Origin of the sequence: Paenibacillus sp. Pae15 (genome assembly GCF_024519685.1) — a bacterium.
In the GTDB taxonomy this organism is placed as follows: Bacteria; Bacillota; Bacilli; order Paenibacillales; family NBRC-103111; genus Paenibacillus_G; species Paenibacillus_G naphthalenovorans.
The window spans coordinates 1-17,259 of the sequence record NZ_JALJRM010000033.1; the positions used below are offsets into that span (position 1 = coordinate 1).

The window sequence follows — 17,259 nt, forward strand, 5'->3', positions numbered from 1 at the left end:
GGTTTAGAGACTTGCGTTGGGTGTAGATGGAACTAATCTTGTTCAGCAAGCCCTAATTAAAACTTGTTCGCGCTCCTTCTTTGTCCGTCCTTGCAGCATTTTCGCTACATTTGTATAGATATGGTGTTCCAACGGATCGTCTGCGTAGTCATGTAATTCCTGTTCAATTCGCTTCCGATTCTTTTCATCCTTGGCGAAAGCGCCACTGATGCGATAGGCTTCGGTAGTGAGCCGTAATAGCTTCCTGTACAAAAACTGAGCGTATTCTGGTGACAAATTCAACGTACGATATACCCCTCGGCGGATGGTGCTTTCAAGGCGATTCAGGACATCCATCCACTCTTGTACAACCTCGTCATGGGCATACTTGCCATAATGGCCTATCGTCTTGCGGAATGATTCTAACAAAGTTTTTTCAAAGAGGTGCTGAGAGTTTCCGAACAAGGCAATCTCGGAGACGAAAGCATCATCGTATTGCTTCTGAACAGCATCGGCTTCATCAACGAAAATGATATCTAACAAGTCATACATCGCTTCATAAATTGTTCTTTCATAAGGATCCAGCATAATCGGTAGTTTCGTCTTAAGTATGCTTGCTGAGGTTGTAACCCATACTTCCGCATTGATCAGAGTTGCAAAATCGCGATAGATTCCACAGCTGGCAGCATAGGGGCATATGCACTTTTTTTCCTGCTGCCATAACTGACGACATGGATAATCCGCAGTGTCTTCATAGTCATTGGCAAGGGCATGGATGATGCAAAAATCTGATACATGTTGGAGTTCCAAATAAGAATCCTGTCCCCAATCCGTCACGTCTCGAATCTGATGACGACGGGTGGATATATAATCTTTCTGATGTTTACGACGACCCGATCTTCCAATTACAGGGACAGCATTAATACCCAATAAACGAAGTTCCTTAACTCGGTTTAACACTTGTGGGACACTGCTCTCAATGAATCCTATACGCGCTCCTGCTCGGACTAATCGTTCCGTTTCCAATATCATGAATGTCGATTTCCCTGATCCCAGTCCACCCACGATATGCTGTAAGTCCTTATACTCAAACTGTCGAATTTGGGGATCAGTCAATGATTTTAGTTTAAGCCCAATCCCGGCACGTTCCTTCCATTCCGAGGCCGCCGAAGCTTCTCGCATCCCCTCTGTCTGATAGGTGTGATCGTCTCCAAGATGAAGCGAAAATTTCCCCTTCGGTCTATATCTTGGGAATTGGGGCATCTTAACCGCCAACGATGGAATTTCCCCGCCATAACGAATAGGCTCATGATCCTGATTATATTTGTAGTAGTGGAACTTGCCTGATGTAGCAAAATGTATGTCCTTAGACTGATGAGCAACAGCCTGTTCTAATAATTGTTCGTACCAATTCCTGCGATCGGAGAATAGGGCAGGAATCCGGAGTCTCCAACATTCTCCATCGTATTCGTATAAACGGTATTCGACGGAGATCTCTTCATATTGTTCAAATAAGTTGTCCCATGTCATCCTTGAACGTAAAGCACTATATAGAACTCTTAGGCGGTGCGCAATCTCCTTCCGAGCATGCTTGGGAAGAACAGGAGAATCGTAACCGGATAAAATTGTATATCCTTCGCGAATATCCATAAAAGGATCAATCATCAGACATCCCGTGACGAACAATTCGACTGTGTAAATAGTCTCAATGGATTGCCGCGGCAATCCAGATGGCAAGAGACGTGGAAAGATCTGCTCAAAATAGGTCCAATACGATACTCTCATTCCTCCGTTTCCTCCTTTTCCAGAAGGTTCAATATTTTCTTTTCATTTATCACTCGCAAATGACTCGCATGAGGCATGAGCGCTTGTATGACAAGCTCCGAATAACCGGGATATAATTTAGTTCGGTATTGCGGAATAACAATATATACATAAGGATCTCGATATTTCTCTAGTTGGTGTGGTTGCATTTTGTTGAAGAAGTTAGCCAGATGTAGGGGATGCTTAAAATCTTTCATATCCAGATAGACGACATGCGTATCCAATTCAACAGCTAAATCAAACCGATCAACTTGCGGAAAGAGTGTAACTTTGTAACCTTTCTTAGTTAGCCAATCTTTGGCCGCAAGTTCCGCCAATCCTGGCAGCATCGTATATCGATAAATTCCATAACGCAATCTATGTATGGGCTCCGGGGTTTCCCATTTTTTAAGCTCTCCGCGACCTGCCAGTTTCCCGCAAAGGTCTTCCGTCCCGCATTGCCAATGATCGTTACGAAACTCCAGCGTCCATCCGCATCCTGGACAGATTCGATATCGTTCCAAATCATCCGTTATCTCTTCATAACAGCGACTTAGCCTTTTCATCAATTCCGTATCCTTAAGCTCCAGCCCGGACTCCATTAAACGGTAAGCAGATACCACCGGATTGGTGATAAGGAACTCTCGAAGTTTCCGGTACTTCTCCTCTAACATGGGCATTGTCCCTCGGCAGTAGCGCAAAATCTCTACCATCTCTTGTGACTGTGCTTCTTCGGGAGAGTCATATGTGAATTTCACGTGCATCAGACGACAAGCCCAGATATGGAATCAAGAGCGGTGCCTCCGACGGATAGATATCAGCTACGGAAATACCCCATTCCTCTGCCGGTTTTTGCAAAAATTGAATTAGTGAGTGCAAATCAATTGGAGCTTCTTTTCCCTCCAACATCAGCAGGCGAACAAACTGCATATGTCCTTGACGCAATAGAGCAGGCGGCTCACCGAGTTCTTTCCCCCACTGCTTCAAACCGGCGATTAAATTCAATAGACAATCTCTTACAGCTTGATCCGTTTCCATTTCAACACCACCTGTAATAACAAAAAACTCCTAGTATTTTTTATTCTATAATTAAGTCATGACAATCATTTGTCAGCGAATGTATGTTCTACATAAAAAACGACCAAAAACTATTCTGGTCGTGTAGCGCTCTTATTCACATTTGTTAAGAAAGAAAAAATTCAATCGCTAATCATCTTCGGTTAGAAGTAATTCCCTTTTACAAACATCACACTGGACCTTGATTACCAATCCTAGGCCTGTTGGTATAAATATGTACGCAAACTTTGCTCCCGTTACATCATTGGGTTCACATTTATCCCATTTATTAATTTTGTTTTCCATTGATTTGCTAATTTCAAACTTCATATGATTCTCCATAATCAATGTAACTGGTCCTTGATCTTAAGCACCCACTTTGGAAGAGATTTAGCCTGATATTTTAAAACATTAAGTTCGGCTTGTATAACGATTTCACCGGAAGCTTCGCTATTGTCAATCACAATCAAATGATCAATTAGACGGAGGTGGGTTAACAGATTTTGCATGGATGTGGTTTGTCTCCGAATAATGTCTTCAGACGGTATATGATGTCCGCCGTTTCGGACCCTAGCAGCAACACGTTCGATATTGAGCCGAACATCTCTTAGTCCCACATAAAACATCGTCACTTCATAACCGTTCGCCTTGGCATCCCGTATCAAACGTATAGCATTGCCGCCAGCCAAAGTCGTTTCTAGGGAAAAATCTCGTTTATGATGGATACATTCCCTCGCAAGTTTAATCGCTTCTTTGCCTGCAGACACCTTGCGTCGATCCGGATGGTCAGGATCAATGCCGCGAGCTAAAGCGTCGGGATCAATATTGATACTAATACCAAGCCTGTCCATAATCAAATTGCGGATGGTGCTTTTGCCGCTGCCGTTATTGCCTGCGAATACATACATCACGGCGGCAAACTCATTCATGATGAGCCCCCGGATTTTCGATCGGCACGATCACACCGTTTGCATATTCTTTGACTATCTGGCCCTTATCCGTTTGATAAACAATGTAAGTCCCATTTGCTTTTGCATCCAGTTTCGCGCGATCTCCCGTAAGTTTTATCAATTTTTGTAAATCTTGAACACGATTCATCATAGATCACCATCCACCCGTCTTATTCTTGCATTATTATAACATACTCGTTTTAGTTCAAGAATTGCGGTCTTTTCATACCGGTTTGTCTCCCCTCATCACAAAAATCCGCTGTGCTCAAACCGCGTTACTTCTTATTCCCATTATAAAGTTCAAAAACGAATCTTCCCCAGCTCCTCCCGGAAAGCCGGTCTTCGCGGAAATTTGGTTAACAATTTTTGTGTGACGGTGAACGCTTCTTTCCGCCCGCCAACCTGTTGAAGCATTCGAATGATCCGGCAAACATCGGCGTAATCTCGCCTGTCCCTGGATTGATCCGCCCGGAATTCGATATATGCCACGAAAAGCGGCTTCACCTCCTCCGGGTAATGCGGAAGCAATTGCTCATAGAACGATTCAATTCGGTAAGGTGCCTTGCGGACATGTTCCAAAAGCCGTGCCAACATCTCCTCTTCCACCAGGATTTGGGTATACGTATGCTCTCCCCTCGGGCTCTGCTCTAATTGATCTAACATATCTTGCAAATACAAAGTCCATACTCCCTCATCGGAAAATGTATCCTTCACAGAGCGATAATACGCATACTCTCCGTTCACGATCAGCTCCATCCCGAGTTTCCGCTGCTGTTCGACTTGTCCTGTGCGATGGTATGCCTCATACCGATATTTCTTCCAGCGATAGACGAGCCCCAGCAGCCCCTGATCTTGAGCTTCCCCGGCCTCCGCCAATCGGATCGCTTCCTCGGCATCGCCTTGCTCAAGCGCCGCACGAATCGCAATCTCCCGGATTTCCGGGAAATGCAGATGTTTATACAAATAAGCTTTCGCCTGTTCTTCACCTGAACGTTCCAAAATTTGACCATATCGGAGTACAGTTACCCGCTCGTCTGTGTACTCCCGCGACCAATTGCTTCCGGACGTATGTCCCAGGAGCGAATCCGCCGCATCATCCCATTGATGTTGCATCTCTTCCGACTCGATCAGCGCGTTGGCCGCCTCGAGGAGCGCGAGCTGCCAATCCGACCACCCATCGTAATAAGGTTGGTGTGTCTCCTCCAACAACCGGCGGAAAATCTTCATGCGTTCTTCCGCCGGAATATGATGGCGATCCTGAACCAGCTTGAAGATCGATTCCAGACAGCTTTCGATCACGATCCCGACTCCACCGTCCGAATCGTCGGCGGACTGCAATAATTCAATCATCTCTTCGATGATGCAAAACAGAATCGCCAGCCCGTGCAACCATCCCCCTTCATCGAAGGCGGCGAGAGCCTTTTCAGCGACGATCTCCGCACCTTCCACCGCGCGGCTTACGTTCCGCCAAGACACAAAGCCATGTTCATCCGAATATCTGTCAATGTAGGATCGGATCAACCGTCGGCAGGTGTCCAACTCCTGATCCGCGCCCCTTTTCGACAAGTGGAGTCTGATGCGCTCTTCCGCGGCATATGAATCCGATGCAATCGAGAGCAGCAATTCGATTAATTTCTCCTTGCTCTCTGCTTCCAACCGTTGCCGGAGAGACGGCTCCGTTGAAGATGCCCCGTCTGCTTCTCGATTTCTAAGCTCGAGGAATACGGCGACTTGATGCTTGCAGACCGGGCCGAAATCGTACGGACATTCGCATTCTGATTCCATAATGTTTCCCTCGTTGTCCAGTTCTACGTAAACCTCATAATCTTCGTTCCCGCGCACGACCGAAGTGTACTTTCCTTCGGCAAACGACTTCAAGGAAATCACCCGGCCTTCGGACGCGTATTCCTTTCCTCTGTGTACAACTGCAGGATCTATGTATCTGGAAAAATCGGATAAATTCAAGAGGACCACCCCCTTTGGATGCTTCTTTCCATCTTGGAATTCCAATAGTCGATGAACACCTGATAAGATCGCTCAGTGGTGAAGAAGAAAATATGTTGATCTGCCGCAGCGTCGACATGTTCATCTTTTAGAAATGGTGACAGCGACACAGGTCGTATATCGGTTACCGATTGGAAAATAATCCTGCTCATTTGTTGCTTTTATGCTTAAGGATGTATGTTTTAGCCAAGTGGTTTAGATGGCCAACAGCAATTGAATTGGGATCACTCGGGTCATGCTTCTTCTGCATGGCACGTTCAAATTCATCAATCATCTTTGCAAAATCGCATACATTCTGCTCAAGACCAAATAAGCGTTTCATCTCTCGATAGTGTCTTTAGCTTGATCATTGGGATAACCTAATTGTTGAAATTCCGAAATGACCGCTTGAGCATACAGCTTAATCATCGTCTGTCTTGAAGAACGTTTCACCGGTATCCCCTGCCCAAACATTTCTTTATTACTCGAGAATCAACTTCACTTCAATGGATTCCAACCAATCAGAAACACGTTTGCGATTCTGCTCTTCAACAAACTGGTAATACCGCTCTAACTGCTCGCTGTCGGAAGATAACGCATCCTTGAATCTTCGGAATATTTTCTTGCCGCCGCTCAATATGTGCTTCAAAGTGGATTGCAGCTTTTTATCTTCAACCGTTTCCGCAAAATCAACCATGTCGGTATATCCTTCATCCGACTCCCGTTTCGGTAACCGAAAATAAATTTCATTAAAGCCTTCTTCAATGACCTCGCTTAATTCTTCGTCCTCTTCATCCCGGTCAAACGTTCGCAACGTGACAACATCTCCAGTTTCGATATTCAGGAAGGACTCTATTCCTTCTACGTACATGTCGTATGCATCCACAATCTCCTGAAACTGCTGCTTGGTCAATTTCAATTCTTTCATATGGCCTCCTTTTACCCTCTCTTTCATAATTGATCCGACGCGTTGTTCTGCCTCATATTCCTCCCACGTGATTCCATAAGGGAAGCCGCCATCCGTACATCCGGCGATAAAATAGAAATTCTCGTCTTGCTCCAACAGCCCCGCGAACTCCGATTTGTGATCGGTCCGCTTCTTATTCTTCCCGCCGCGCATAAAGCCCCTCACCTAAATCCATCTTATTTGAGCGTGCAGTTCTGCCAAATTGTCATGAAAACCCCAGCCGATCCCTTCTGTTTTCGAAACCACGGCTTCGAGGCGCTCCTCGAATTCGTCGAACAACTCGGCTGTTTTATCTTCATTTACTTGATCAATGATATCGGCATACATGGACACCATGCTGTAGTAGAAGCGTTCATCAATATCCCCGTAGCTTAGGGTGAAATCAACTCCATTTTCAACGTAGACCAGCTTCAATTCCAGGGCGTACCTGGCATTTCCAGTCAATCTCTCGAATTCCGAAATCGCATGTTTCGCTTCTTGGAGTCTCAGCTTGCCAAATCCCCGCTCAGGGAAAAACTCTTTCTCAACCTTCTTGCAATACTCTTGAAAGAGAGACTCTACTGCTTCATCGCCCAGTATTCTTACAGCAAGAAACTTCTCCATATCTTTGCTGGCGCCATAACAAGCCTTCACCAAATCGATAAGCTGGTCGCTATTTAGCTGCTTCAGATGCTTATTCAGAGCAGACTTCGTCAGCTTCACAGGCTTTTTCCCTACCGGCCGCTTAACCAGTGACTTGGGGATCAGCTTGTCCTTCTGCCGTTGAAGCTCCTGATTCACTTCTTCGCAGGAGAAATGTTCGGGATCATATCCTTCTCGAACCCAACCGATAAAATGATCCCGCTCCGGATGATTGGGAGTAAGCAGTACTTCCAGCATATGCTGATGCCCCCAAACGCCTCCCACATCTTCCTGCGGACAGCCGCGGGCACCATCTAGACACAAGGGTGCCGGGTCGGATGTCGAAGCGTCGATTTTGATCAACGTAACCGTGTGCTGCCAATCATCTCCAAAATCATACACGTATGTAAATACGGTGTTTTCTTCGTGAACATGCTTCTGAACGATTTCCCTCCGTGCATTCAGCACCTCGCGGTCTTCTATATGCTCGAATGTCGGATCGGGCAGACCGATCACCTTTTCTTTCACATGAAACTCGTATAAATGGTAATTTTCCCATCCCATGACCGATTGGATGATTTTGTGAAGCTGATGAAACGTCACGTCCGGATGAAATTGAAACTCCCGCCAAATCTTCGGGGCAATCTCATTCAGTTCGATTCTGCATCTATAAACCATGATCGTCTGTTCTCCTTTTAAGTATTCCGAGTATATAAACAAACCCACTGTATCCCGGTTGGAATTACAATGGGTAGGCTAAATGGTAAACAGCGGCAAACCGAATGCTTCCCGAACAAAGCTCATATCGTGGTCCCTTGATACAAGACCAAGCTGGTGCTCAATAGAAGTTGCAATAATAATTGCTTCCGGAGTTTTAAGCTTCCGTCCTTTCGACTTTTGTTCCCTACGTATGTCCCCGGCAAGTCGGGCAACACTGGAACTTACCTCAATACATCTTCGTGAATTAAACAGCTTGATTCCTTGCAAACGATAAGCGGATTCCAGCCCGCTGAACACTTCGCACTCCGTAATTACGGAGAAATAAATCGACATCCGATCGTCACTGGCCTGCCTAACGAAATCCAACGCGGCATGCTCCCCAGCCAGCAATGCAATCGCAATATTGGTATCGAGTAAATAACCGCCCATTTAGTTCCACTCTTCCTCACGCATTTTCTTGACTTCATTAGCCAACTGCTTTGCTTGTTCCGGTGTTAATACCCCCGCCGACTCAAGGATGTCATCAATGGAGTAGTCATCCTCTACTTCAATCGTGTCGTTATCCAAATTGATTTTTACTTTGCTGTGCGTAATATTCATCTTTTGCAGTATGGAGCGAAGTTCCTTAGCCGTTTGCTGATCCATCTTTTTGGGCAAAGACATTGTTTAAACACCAACCTTCCGATTTAAGATTTGCAAGATATTTCATTATTTCCGATGTACTCAAGGCCTTTCCGGATTTATATTCCATTCTGCTTTGTTCAATCATGAATTTCAGTTCCGGATTGGCTTCAACATCAGCTTGAATCGATCGCTGCTCTTCGATATCATTTCACTCCTGTCATAATCGTTTCTTCTGTCATACTGGAGCACTTAATTTCGTGTTACCAACAGTATAACATACACGGCTCCGAAACCAGAAGAAGATAGCCAGCCCCTCGGACCGGCTGGCTTATCTCTTCATATAGCTTGTCCACCCTCACCTCACAAACCGCCCGCTGCACACAAACCGCGCCGTTCCCTGACGTCGGTTCGTGTTCACAACGTGTTGACAATGTGAGCCACGAGCCGCAGATTGTGCTCTATCAACAAATTGCGGGAATGCTGATTCCCTTCAGCCATTAATCGTAAATGCTTCTCTTCTTCATCTTCAGCGAGCGGTTGGGGAAACGCATTATTTTTAACGTACGAAACCAGCAGCATTAACTCTTTAATAAACAAGGCAATTGCAGAAAAAAATCCAGGCACCTCAAGCCACCCCCATGATGAAAGTAGTACTATTCTATGTGGGCCGCAGCCTATCAGTGCCTGTACAGAACAAAAATACTATACCCTTACTCCCTCAACTATAACTTTCCATCGCAGGTCCCGTCTGTGATGATATTACCCACTACTGCAATAGGATTTGCGGCCATTTCATGACACGATCGCGAACAACCGCATTTTCGAACGTCAGCCAAAGTGAATAAAAAGCCTTATCCCTACAATATAGGGATAAGGCCGCCTGGGACGGGGATAAGTTCAGTATCCCCCAGACTTTTCTCCTTATTTTACCTCACGCACGCGCTTAAGCAGATCAGGCGCCCACTTTTCCGCGTATTTCTCTTCCACTTTCGATGCTTCAAGTTTCTTGGCAAACAAGGTTTTGTCTACCTCTACCACTTTCATGCCTGCTTCTTGCAGCTTTTTAAAATACTCTTGCTCCGATTTCTTGGTAACTTCCGATTGGAATTTCCCTGCTTCCACAGCCGCGTCCTTTATTGCTTTTTGCAAATCTGGAGGCAAGCTTTCGAGCTTTTTACTGTTTACCATTAATACAAATGGAGCAATCAAATGCTCGGTCTTCATAATATGAGTTTGCACTTCATAGAACTTGTTCGTATATACCAGGTCGACAGGGTTCTCCTGTCCGTCAACAACCTTCTGTTCCAATGCAGTGAACAGTTCTGTAAATGCCATAGGCGTCGGATTAGCCCCCAGCGCCTTCCAGGAATCGAGAATATTTGCAATTTCCGGTGTTCTAAGCTTCATACCGCCAAGATCTTCCGGAGTTTTGATTTCTTTTCTTGCCGTTAAATTTCGAGGACTGCGGTCCCACCAGCCAAGAACGGTGGCACCTGCATTTTTGCTTATTTGTTCATTAATCTCTTTCCCGATCTCTCCATCGAGAACCTTACGCAAATGCTCCTGGTCGCGGAACAGATACGGTTGAGCCAAGCCGCCATATTCAGGAGCGAACGTGGAGAAAACAATATCTCCTACGATGGTCATTTCAACCGCTCCGAATTTCATGCTGTCCAGGGTTTGCTTCTCTCCACCCAACGTACCGTTATCATATACTTCAATCTTGACTTTACCGCCGGTGGCTTTATCAACCAATTCAGCAAACTTATGAGCCCCTTCGCCGACCGGGCTATCCTTTGGATTCACATGCGCCAGCTTCATGACCGTCACTTTTGTTTCCTCTCCTGTACCTTGCTGCGGCTGGCCCGTATTTGCGGATGAGCCGCAGCCTGAAATCAGAATCGACACGCTTACTAAAAGTGCTAATGAACCGGTTATTGCTTTCTTCATTTTGTGCCCTCCTTTATTGGTTGAACATCCCGTCTAACAAATGCTTCACTCGATACCCCTCGTTGTTTTGTGGTTACCATGATATTAAATGACGATTTACATCACTCCCTTCACCAGTTACAGGTTTTATACCGGTTCACTGGCACAAATATAACAGCGCTTACATTTGACGTGCCGGTGTGGCTGAAATGTAAATGTTTTTTATTTCCGTATGGCATCCACTACGCTAATGAAGCCGTCATCGGATTTATGTAAACCATCCAAGAGGCACCATGACCAGCTGCGGGAACAAGGTAAGCAGCAGCAATATGATGATATGAACCAGCAAAAACGGCCAAACGCCCTTTATAATATCTTCCATGCTGATTTTCCCGACTCCGGCCGCAACGTTCAGAACGGTTCCTACCGGAGGTGTGAGCAGACCTATACTATTGTTCAGAATGAACAGAAGACCGAAATACACCGGATCGATCCCTGCGGCCGTAATGATTGGCATAAGCACCGGCGTCAGTATAAGAACCGTAGGGGTTAAATCCATCGCCATGCCTACCAAGAAAACGACCAGGTTGATGGCCATAAGCAGGAGCAATTTATTTTCCATCAACGGACCGAGCATGGCCGTCAGCTCGCCAGGTATGTTAGCTACGGTGATCAACCATGACGATACCATTGCCGCTGCTGCCAGAAACATAACGACACTGGTCATTTTGCCCGAGGCGACCAAGACATGAAACAAATTCTTCAATTTGAGTTCTCGGTACACGACGAGTCCGACGAACAATGCGTAAAACGCCGCTACGACCCCCGCTTCAGTGGGTGTGAATACGCCGAATTTCAGGCCGCCGATAATAATGGCCGGCAAAACAAGCGCCCATAGCGCCTTGACGGTCACCGTCACAATTTCCTTCCCTGATTTTTTGGGAAACACTTTAAAGTTCGATTTGCGGACGACCAAATACCAGGCAATGGTCAAACCGACGGCAAGCATGAAGCCGGGAACAATACCGGCCATAAACAATTTGGTAATGGAAACGCCGCTGGTAACGCCAAAAATGATCATCGGAATACTTGGAGGGATGATCGGCGCAATGATTCCTCCTGCAGCGATCAATCCTGCGGAACGGTTTTTGTCGTACCCTGCGCTGACCATCATCGGAATCAAGATCGCTCCCAAAGCGGCCGTATCCGCTACCGCGGAACCGGAGAGGCCCGCGAATACGAGCGCCCCGATAATCGCCACATAGCCGAGTCCTCCCTTGATATGGCCGACGAGGGCAGTCGCAAAATCAATGATACGCTTGGAAATCCCCCCCGCATTCATCAGCTCCCCCGCGAGAATAAAGAAAGGAATGGCCAGCAGCGGGAAGCTGTCGGCGCCGTTAATGAGATTTTGCGCCATGATCTGGCTGTCGAACATACCGATAGTAAACATTAAGCAAAGTCCGCTGACGAGCAGTGCAAACGCGATCGGCATCCCCAGTGCCATAGCACCAAGCAGAGATCCCAGAAATACAGATACAATCATCTCGGTACCTCCCGCTGCGTCGGGCCGGTTTTCGTTAGCATCAATTCCTCGGACTCCTGTGTCCGTGTTAATTCATCAATGTCCGCTTGATCCGACAATGTACGGATGATATTGAACAGGATGATGACCGCCATGCCTGCTCCCATCACAATGCCCGTGCCGTGAATCAACGACTCCGGCAAGCCGGTCGCCGGGGCTGCACTATCCGCACTCTGCACCGTCATTTTCCAGCTTCCCTCCACCACCAGGTAGAGAACAACTAGAACAATGAGATTACTGATGATATACGCTGCTTTCTTAAGCGGTTTCGGCAGCTTCTTTATAAACATTTCGACGCCCAAATGCGAATTTTCTTTCAATGCCATGATCGCTCCGATAAATACGAGCCAAATGAACAAAAACCTTGCCATCTCTTCAGACCATGTAATACCGGAATTGAACGTGTACCGCAATACGACATTTCCGAAAACCAGAATGGCCATAGACGACAAAGCAAACGCGATCAGCCCGTTAAACAGATAATCCATTGCTTTCCCTAAAGATTTCAAGTGGTTCCCCTCGCTTTACATCAATTGCACCACGTCATCATTACATAACACCGGTTTCCGCGTTTAATATTGTAGATAGAGGACTTTCATTTCAGTGAAAAACTCTTTGTTCGAGCTGCCGATGGAATAAGGGCCAAAGCCGGATTGCTTTACCCCGCCGAAAGGCATATGGGCTGCACTTGCGGTACCGTGGTTGATGTGAACCATTCCGCTTTCGATCTGATCGGCATACCGGTAGGCAGATGAAAGATTTTCAGTGAAGATTGCCGCTGCGAGCCCGTAATCGACAGCATTGGCTGCCTCAAACGCTTCTTGCTCATCTTTGACAGGAATAACGCTAAGCACAGGGCCGAATATTTCTTCTTTCGCGATTCTCATTTCCGGTGTTACCTGGTCGAACAGCGCGGGTGTCATATAAGCCCCATTAGAGAATTTACCCGCCGTGAGGATCTCTCCCCCCGTACGCAGACGTGCTCCTTCCCTCTTGCCGACTTCGATGTAACTCCGTACGGATTCCAGATGACTCTCGCTGACAAGAGGTCCCATGTTGACGCCCTGCTCCCACGCCGGACCGATCTTGATTTGCTTCATTTCCTTCAAAATCGCCTCGGTTAAAGCCTCTGCCTGATGCTGCAGTACAATCACCCTGCTGATGGCTGTACAACGTTGGCCGCTGCAGGTGAAAGCGGCGCTCACGATTTGTTTGGCCGCATACTCCAAATGGGGATAGTCCAGCACGACAGCCGGGTTTTTGCCTCCCAGCTCCAACTGGGTACGCGCTAATCTGCCGCCCGCAATTTCATTAATCGTTAGTCCCTGCTTGGTCGAACCGGTGAAACTGATTCCCCTGACCAGCGGGTGCCTTACCAGAGGATCTCCTACACGGGAACCGCTTCCCGTAACGAGGTTTACCACTCCACGGGGTAATCCGGCTTCAGCCAACAATTCCATGATTTTTACAGTAGCCCAAGGCGTATTGGAGGCGGGTTTGATAACGACTGTGCAGCCATAGGCAAGGGCGGGAGCAATCTTGCGCACCGGAGTGACCACCGGGAAATTCCATGGAGCGATCGCAGCGATCACTCCAATCGGATAACGAACGGTCGAATTCCACACATGAGCACGCTCGCCCGGCAGCGTTTCGCCGTCGATACGCAAGGCGTCGCCCGCGGCAAATCGGGTTTCCTTCGCTGCCCGGCCAACTTCGCCATAAGATTCCGCCAATGTTTTGCCTTGTTCGGCTGACAGCATGTAAGCTAATTCTTTGGCATCCCTTTCGAGAAGCCCGGCGAATGTCAGCAGCATCGTACTGCGCTCCGGAGCCGGTACACGGGACCAAGTCTTAAAAGCTTCATGTGCCGCTTTCACCGCTAAATCAACATCTTCTTCCGTCGAATCCGCGAAATATCCCAGAAGTTGGTCTTTGCGTGCTGCATGGTACAGCGGAACCGTTCGTCCGCTTTTGCTTGCAAGCCATTCACCTTGGATAAAGTTCCCGTATGTTTTACCTGCATATTGATCCAGCCAATCTAACATTTCATGTTGTGACACTAGAACCGCCCCTTTCAATCTATTGGTCTGCGGATAGAAGATCCGGTCATGGCCGCTCTACAAATATTTTTCAAGTCCTCCAAAGATGGGTTACGCGGATTTACCGCCACATTACCGGAAAGCATCGCTTCTTCTACAATGAAATCGAGATGGTCTTCGTTTAATCCGTAATCGGACAGCGTTTGGGTAATGCCCACGTCATTTTTCAGTTGGCGAATCGCAGCAACAGAGCGTTCTGCGGCTTCTCGTGCAGTCAGATGATCTGTCTTTTCGCCGAAAATAGCGGCAATTTCCGCAAACTTCGCTACATTGCCGATCACGTTGAACTGCATAACCTCAGGCAAAAGTATGGCGTTTACCATACCATGAGGAATTTTGAAATGCGCGCCAAGCGGCAGGGCCAGAGCATGCGCCAGCCCTAAACGGGTTGAATTAAAAGCCATCGCCGCAATAAGGCTGGCCAACAGCATATCATGTCGGGCTTGCAGGTTTTCTCCTTGCACTACCGCTAATCTCAAGCTTCTTGCGATCATTTTCATGGATTGAATGGCCAGGCCTTCTGAAATAGGCTGGGTCGCTTTGTTCACATACGATTCCAAGGCATGCGTTAAAGCATCCATCCCGGTTGCGGCTGTAATGTGGGGCGGAAGCGATACGGTTAATTGCGGATCGCAAAGAGCCAGTGTAGGGCAATTGTATGGACTTCCAACGCTCAATTTTACCTTTGCTTTCTTGTCTGAAAGAACAGACCATATCGTCATTTCGCTTCCGGTTCCCGCCGTAGTCGGTACGGCAATGACGGGAGCCGCCTGATGCAGAACCTTGTTGATGCCTACATAATCGCGGATGTGCCCGGGGTTGGTCAACATAATACCGATGGCTTTTGCCGTATCCAGGGAGCTTCCACCGCCGACTCCCACTACCAAGTCGCAGCCTTCCGATTTGGCGAGCTCCGTACCCTTTTGCACCGAGTCTATATCGGGATCCGCCTCAATATCCGAAAAAATCTGATAAGGAATGCCTGCCTTATCCAAAGGCTCGGTTAAGTGATCGACAACACCCGCCTGAACGACACCCGGATCGCCTACGATCAGTACCCTGCTACCTCCCAATGCTTTAACATGATCTGCCAGTTGTTTGATGGATGCGTTTCCAAATTCGATAATCGTCGGAATCTCATATCTGAACATGTGATTCAACTGCATGACCGAACCTCCTCTTCCATTCTTAAAATGATGCCTTTGAAAAATCAATGCCGAAACGACGGCCTATTTCCGCCAATTCCTCGGCTACTTTCTGCGGCAATTCGATGCCGTTTGCCTTTCGCTCCTGCGTACGCCGGTATTCCAGTTCACCGGGGATTAAAATTTCCTGTACCCCATGGGCTTTGGGCTCCTGCTTCAGTTCGCGAATATATTGATCCATTCTTGCCTTGAACAGCTCTAGCGGAATAAACCGGTTAATGTCTACAGCGATAAACAGATGGCCCACATTTTGCGGTTGTTCCCAATTGTCATACATATTATGGACATACTTCCCGAATCCGGCACCCGTCAGCACGCCCGACAAGATATCGATAAACATCGAAATGGCATATCCCTTCGGTCCTCCCACCGGCAGAACAGATCCTTCCAGCGCCGCATTCGCATCGGTCGTAGGCTTGCCGTCTTTATCGATCGCCCACCCCGTTGGGATATCCTCCCCTTTTTGAGCAGCTACAATAATTTTGCCTCTCGCCACTACGCTTGTCGCCATATCCAGAATAAAAGGCAGCTCTTCTCCGCTTGGAACACCTACAGCCAAAGGATTGGTGCCGATAAAAGGTCTTACTCCCCCTGTTGGCGGCATCGTTTGCGAAGCATTGGACATGACCAGCAGGATCATGTCCTGCTCAATCGCTTTCAATGCATAGTAGGCGCCGGTCCCAAAATGATTGGAGCCTTTGACTCCGACAAAGGCTGCGCCATTGTTTTTTGCTTTTTCCATGGCGATTTCTAATGCCCTTCTGCCGATGACAGAGCCAAAATTGTTGTTGCCATCCACCAAAACGGTCGCATCGCTTTCAGACACCTTTTCAATTTGGGAAAGAGGGTCGATCATTCCGGCTTCGATTCTTTTTAAGTAAATCGCTGTTCTCACTACGCCGTGCGAGTCAACTCCGCGCAGGTCTGCCTCCACAAGCGATTCAGCTACGATAGCAGCCGACGGTTCCGGCAACCCCGCTTTCATGAAAACCTGATAACAAAAGTCCTGAAGTCCCTGCCAGTTACATCTTGTCGCTACCATCAACAAACTCACAACCCTTCTGTTTCAGTAATTCATCTACCCAACTGCGGTCTATCGTTCCGTCCTCAATCGACTTAAGAATCGCTTCTTCTTTTACTTGTTGTTTTTTCACAAGCTCCAATATCTCTTCCGCCTGTTCCAACGGCACAACCGCCAGACCGTCGGCATCTCCTACCATAATGTCGCCGGGATGAACGATCATTCCCCCAACCGACACAGGTACGTTGATTTCTCCCGGTCCGTCCTTGTAAGGCCCACGGTGAGTAACTCCTCTTGCATACACTGGAAATACATCATTCTTGAACGCTTCGGTATCCCGAATAGAGCCATCGATCACAAATCCGGCAATCCCTTTCTTTTGAGCGATTCGCATCATAATCTCACCGACAATCGCATTGGTCACATCACCGCCTGCATCCACAACAATCACATCCCCTGGCTGCGCAAGGTCAATAGCCTTATGCACCATCAGATTATCTCCGGGTCTTGTTTTAACCGTAACGGCAGCCCCTACCAATTGTCCTTCCTTATGATACGGCCGCAAGCCGGCGGACATCGCATGAATGCGGTTTACATTGTCGCTGATATGCGGTGTAACAATACTTCGGAACTGGTTTACCAGTTGTTCGGACGGGCGTTTAGTGATCGGAAAAATCCGAAACCCAATATTAGCCATCATCATCCCCCTGTTTCGCA

Annotated in this window: 17 protein-coding genes and 1 pseudogene; all 18 read right to left on the minus strand. The window is 47.4% G+C overall.

All coding sequences use genetic code 11. From position 1 onward, the window contains the following. Window positions 1-42: 42 nt before the first annotated feature. A complete protein-coding gene (locus tag NR121_RS21375; RefSeq protein WP_256831898.1) occupies window positions 43-1,764 on the minus strand; it encodes a pPIWI_RE_Z domain-containing protein in 1,722 nt (573 codons plus the stop codon). Next, entirely contained in the window at window positions 1,761-2,456 is a 696-nt protein-coding gene (locus NR121_RS21380) for a restriction endonuclease-related protein (protein WP_256831899.1), read from the minus strand. Before NR121_RS21380 ends, NR121_RS21375 begins: the two co-directional genes overlap by 4 nt. A 67-nt stretch (window positions 2,457-2,523) precedes the next feature. Then, complete coding sequence (locus NR121_RS21385; protein WP_256831900.1) at window positions 2,524-2,820, minus strand: hypothetical protein; 297 nt, start codon at window positions 2,818-2,820, stop codon at window positions 2,524-2,526. Between the two features lie 362 nt (window positions 2,821-3,182). Next, window positions 3,183-3,767 (minus strand): ATPase, encoded by a 585-nt coding sequence (locus tag NR121_RS21390; protein ID WP_054819185.1) that lies wholly within the window; start codon window positions 3,765-3,767, stop codon window positions 3,183-3,185. Then, window positions 3,760-3,939, minus strand: a complete 180-nt coding sequence (locus NR121_RS21395; protein ID WP_054819184.1) for a hypothetical protein — start codon at window positions 3,937-3,939, stop codon at window positions 3,760-3,762. Before NR121_RS21395 ends, NR121_RS21390 begins: the two co-directional genes overlap by 8 nt. Before the next feature lie 149 nt (window positions 3,940-4,088). Further along, complete coding sequence (locus NR121_RS21400) at window positions 4,089-5,753, minus strand: SWIM zinc finger family protein (protein ID WP_054819183.1); 1,665 nt, start codon at window positions 5,751-5,753, stop codon at window positions 4,089-4,091. A gap of 499 nt (window positions 5,754-6,252) precedes the next feature. Next, window positions 6,253-6,891, minus strand: coding sequence for a UPF0158 family protein (locus NR121_RS21405; RefSeq protein ID WP_054819182.1), 639 nt, complete (start codon window positions 6,889-6,891; stop codon window positions 6,253-6,255). Window positions 6,892-6,903: 12 nt separating this feature from the next. Beyond that, entirely contained in the window at window positions 6,904-8,037 is a 1,134-nt protein-coding gene (locus NR121_RS21410; protein ID WP_256831902.1) for a DUF6155 family protein, read from the minus strand. A 78-nt stretch (window positions 8,038-8,115) separates the two neighbouring features. After that, window positions 8,116-8,508: a type II toxin-antitoxin system VapC family toxin gene (locus NR121_RS21415; RefSeq protein WP_054819181.1), complete on the minus strand. Its 393-nt coding sequence runs from the start codon at window positions 8,506-8,508 to the stop codon at window positions 8,116-8,118. Further along, window positions 8,509-8,742: a hypothetical protein gene (locus NR121_RS21420; protein WP_007781139.1), complete on the minus strand. Its 234-nt coding sequence runs from the start codon at window positions 8,740-8,742 to the stop codon at window positions 8,509-8,511. A 387-nt stretch (window positions 8,743-9,129) separates the two neighbouring features. Further along, window positions 9,130-9,327, minus strand: a pseudogene (locus tag NR121_RS21425) (RNA polymerase subunit sigma-70); the annotation flags it as partial. A gap of 297 nt (window positions 9,328-9,624) precedes the next feature. Further along, a complete protein-coding gene (locus tag NR121_RS21430) occupies window positions 9,625-10,653 on the minus strand; it encodes a TRAP transporter substrate-binding protein (RefSeq protein ID WP_256831903.1) in 1,029 nt (342 codons plus the stop codon). Window positions 10,654-10,900: 247 nt separating this feature from the next. Then, a complete protein-coding gene (locus NR121_RS21435; RefSeq protein ID WP_256831904.1) occupies window positions 10,901-12,178 on the minus strand; it encodes a TRAP transporter large permease in 1,278 nt (425 codons plus the stop codon). Next, entirely contained in the window at window positions 12,175-12,726 is a 552-nt protein-coding gene (locus tag NR121_RS21440) for a TRAP transporter small permease (RefSeq protein ID WP_256831905.1), read from the minus strand. Before NR121_RS21440 ends, NR121_RS21435 begins: the two co-directional genes overlap by 4 nt. Before the next feature lie 63 nt (window positions 12,727-12,789). Beyond that, the gene (locus tag NR121_RS21445; protein ID WP_256831906.1) at window positions 12,790-14,277 is read right to left on the minus strand and encodes an aldehyde dehydrogenase family protein; all 1,488 of its coding nucleotides are present in this window, start codon (window positions 14,275-14,277) and stop codon (window positions 12,790-12,792) included. Between the two features lie 14 nt (window positions 14,278-14,291). Next, on the minus strand, window positions 14,292-15,482 hold the full coding sequence (locus NR121_RS21450) for an iron-containing alcohol dehydrogenase (RefSeq protein ID WP_256831907.1): 1,191 nt from the start codon (window positions 15,480-15,482) through the stop codon (window positions 14,292-14,294). Window positions 15,483-15,504: 22 nt separating this feature from the next. Beyond that, window positions 15,505-16,563, minus strand: a complete 1,059-nt coding sequence (locus NR121_RS21455) for an Ldh family oxidoreductase (RefSeq protein ID WP_256831908.1) — start codon at window positions 16,561-16,563, stop codon at window positions 15,505-15,507. Next, entirely contained in the window at window positions 16,544-17,245 is a 702-nt protein-coding gene (locus tag NR121_RS21460) for an RraA family protein (RefSeq protein ID WP_256831910.1), read from the minus strand. Before NR121_RS21460 ends, NR121_RS21455 begins: the two co-directional genes overlap by 20 nt. Between the last annotated feature and the right edge of the window lie 14 nt (window positions 17,246-17,259).